At 59.4% G+C, this 2,968-nt stretch carries 1 protein-coding gene; it reads left to right on the top strand.

Features of this window, described 5'->3' with window-relative positions:
- Positions 1–2,968: DUF637 domain-containing protein (locus AAAB16_RS03145; RefSeq protein ID WP_340662025.1), on the top strand; the 2,968-nt coding region annotated here is incomplete at both ends.

The raw sequence follows: 2,968 nt of genomic DNA, 5'->3' as shown, positions 1-2,968 counted from the left end.
ACGACCTGCAAAACACCGGTATCCAGCCCGGCGAGTATGAAACCAGCCGGGTCTTTACCAGCGCCAGAACCCGCAACCCCGAGTCACTGCGCACTGCTGCCAACGCCTTTAACGGTCTGTACTGGCCGCAAACAACGTCGTTGGGCCTAGTTGTCGCCCTAAACGACTTCCTAGGCCGCATGGAATGGGAACGTCCGGAGTTTCGTAGCAGCACCGCCACCAAGGCTGATGGTGAGACCTATAGCGCGATTATCCAGGCGGGCGGCAAGGTCGATATCGCCACAAAAAACATCTTCGACAGCCGCGTAGTTCGCCCCAGCTATGCCTATGTGGCTGGCGGCAGCTTGGCTACGACGGACCTAAACGGCTCAGCGATATCCACCGCTGTAAGCCACAACCCGCAACTGGCTCCCGACCTCCAGCAACAAGCCACGTTGCCCGGCTTCAACTTGCCCACCAGCAACAACGGCCTATTCCAGCTCAACACCGATGGCACCCATCACTACCTAGTTGAAACCAACCCCGCCTTCGCCAGCCTGCGAGGGTTCGTCAGCTCCGACTACCTGCTCAACATCATCGGCTACAACCCCGATTTAACCCAACGCCGCTTAGGCGACGGTTTGTATGAGCAGCGCCTCGTCCAACAGGCCGTAATCGCCCGCACCGGCAAACGCTTTCTTGATGGCCTGACCAGCGACGAAGCGCAATTCCGTTACCTGATGGACAACGCCATCGCCAGCAAACAGGCGCTAAACCTGGTGCCTGGCGTTGCCTTAAGCGCAGAACAAATCGCCGCCCTAACCCACGACATTGTCTGGATGCAGGAGCAGGAAGTTGCCGGGCAAAAGGTCTTGGTGCCGGTGCTATATCTGGCCCACGCCAAGGATCGACTGGCCCCAACCGGAGCGCTTGTTCAGGGCCAAGACGTCACCCTGATTTCCGGCAAAGGGCTAAACAATAGCGGCACCTTGCGAGCGAGTAAAAACCTAAGCGTCAGTGCTGGAAACATCAGCAACAGCGGTTTGATGCAGGCCGATCAAACCGTCTCCCTGCTAGCCACCGACAGCATCCGCAACACCCAGGGCGGCTTGATCGTCGGCAAAGACGTCAGCGCCATTTCCCTGACCGGCGAGATCGTCAACGAACGCAGCGTCAACACCCACCAATCCGCCAAACAAGGCTTCCAGCGCCGCGAAGATTTCGTCGACAACGCTGCCGGCATCGAAGCCAGCAACACCCTGACCTTGTCCGCAGGCCGCGACCTGATCAACAACGGCGGCAACCTCAGCGCGGGTGATGACGCCAAGCTCAGCGCAGCCCGCGACCTAATCATCACCAGCCAAAGCGAAACCGACAGCGCCGCCAACCGCGACGACAAAGGCCACAGCAACCGCGAACAAACCACCCAACACGGTTCCTCCGTGCAAGTCGGCGGCAACCTTACCGCCGATGCTGGGAGTGATCTGGCCATCGTCGCCAGCACCGTAAAAGCCGCCGGCGATATCCAGCTCACCGCAGAAAACGACCTCACCATCGCCTCTGCCGCCAACACCACCAGCAGCGACAGCTACCGCAAAAGCTCCGGCAAAAAAGTCACCGAGCAAACCAGCAGCACCCGCCAACAAAGCGCCGTAATCGAAGCTGGCGGTGACCTCTCTATAAGCGCAGAAAACAACCTGATCGTTAGCGCCAGCCAGCTAAAAGCCGCCAACGAAGCCTACCTCTACGCCGGCGACCAACTCGCCCTGCTTAGCGCCGAAAACAGCGACCACAGCCTGTTGGATAAAAAGAAAAAAGGCGCATGGGGCAGCCAGTCAGCCAAGCGCGATGAAGTTACCGACGTGCGCAACATCGGCACCACCATCAGCACAGGCAGCGACCTGACTCTGGAAAGCGGTGGCGACCAGCTGTACCGCAAAGCCACCCTCGACAGCGGTGCTGACCTTACCCTCGACAGTGGCGGCGCCATCACCTTTGAAGCGGTAAAAGACCAACACTCGGAAAGCCACGAAAAAAGCCGCAGCAGCTGGGTTTGGACCAGCCTGGACAACAAAGGCAAGGTCGACGAAACCCTACGCCAAAGCCAACTGACCGCCAAAGGCGAAGTGCTGATCAACGCCGTCGAAGGGCTGCATATCGACGTCAAACAGATCGACCAGCAAACCGTCAGCCAGTCCATCGACGCCATGGTGCAAGCCGACCCGAGTATGGCCTGGCTGAAAGAAGTTGAAGCCCGTGGCGACGTCGACTGGCGTCAGGTCAAAGAGCTGCACGACAAATGGCACGACGGCCATTCCGGCCTTGGTGGGCCGGCGATGATCGTCATCATCATCCTCGTCACGTATCTCACCGCCGGGGCTGCGTCTGGCTTTGTCGGTACTGTGGCGGGTGCCGCGCCTAACACCGCGTTCGCAGCAGCCACCGCCGCCACAACGACGACGGGGGCAACAGCGGCCGGCTGGGCCAACGTCGCCGCAACGGCAATGCTCACTTCCGCCGCCAGCACCGCAACCGTCAGCACTATCAACAACAAAGGCAACCTAGGTGCAGCGCTAAAAGACACCTTTAGCGCCGACAGCCTGAAAAACTACCTAGTTGCTGGCGTAACCGCAGGGCTTACAGCCGGTTTTTATAACGAGTGGACTAACACAACTACTGCTCCTGCTCCTGCGCTGACAGAGGCAACCAACGGTGCGATGGCCAATTCGGGCGCCGTCACGGTGGCTAACTCCACGGGTGGGTTGAGCAGTTGGCAGGGCGTGGGTCAGTTCGCCGCGAATCAGGCATTGCAGAACACCACGTCAGCGGTGCTGAACAAAGCGCTTGGCCGCGAGGGTAGCTTTGGCGATGCACTGAAAACCAGCCTGGTTAACGCATTCACCGCCTATGGCTTCAACCTCGTCGGCGATGTCAGCAAAGATGTTTTCGCCGATGGCTCGGCGCCAAAAATTGCCCTGCACGCCCTTAT

This window comes from Pseudomonas sp., from assembly GCF_037994325.1.
Lineage (GTDB): Bacteria > Pseudomonadota > Gammaproteobacteria > Pseudomonadales > Pseudomonadaceae > Aquipseudomonas.
This window is presented reverse-complemented; position numbering and strand designations above follow the sequence as displayed.